Annotated in this window: 1 protein-coding gene; it reads left to right on the top strand. The window is 41.5% G+C overall.

The features are described 5' to 3' along the window. Nucleotides 1-30: 30 nt before the first annotated feature. On the top strand, nt 31-306 hold a 276-nt coding region (locus tag AOA60_RS01200), incomplete at its 3' end, for a hypothetical protein (protein ID WP_256592780.1).

Genomic DNA, 306 nt, shown 5'->3' on the forward strand with positions numbered 1-306 from the left:
TATATGTACTGGAAAGGGAGGGGCTGTTGGATGAGCCTGAAACATAATCAAAAGCCTTTTAAATTGGCTATCATCGGTTTTGGAACAGTTGGAGAAGGAGTTTATTGGACTCTTCAACATAAAGCAGAAAAGATAACCAGGCTGTTAGGCAGACCCCTTAGCATCCCCCTTGTCCTCGTTAAGGATACAAAGCATAGGGAGATAATAAGGGATACAAAAGTAACAAATGATTTTGAGGATCTATTAAAAGAGAAGCATTTGGATGTTGTAGTGGAAGCGTCACCCGATGCAACCACTGCTTATCCG

The sequence above is a fragment of the Pseudomonas sp. 2822-17 genome (assembly GCF_002742485.1).
GTDB lineage: Bacteria > Pseudomonadota > Gammaproteobacteria > Pseudomonadales > Pseudomonadaceae > Aquipseudomonas > Aquipseudomonas cyclaminis.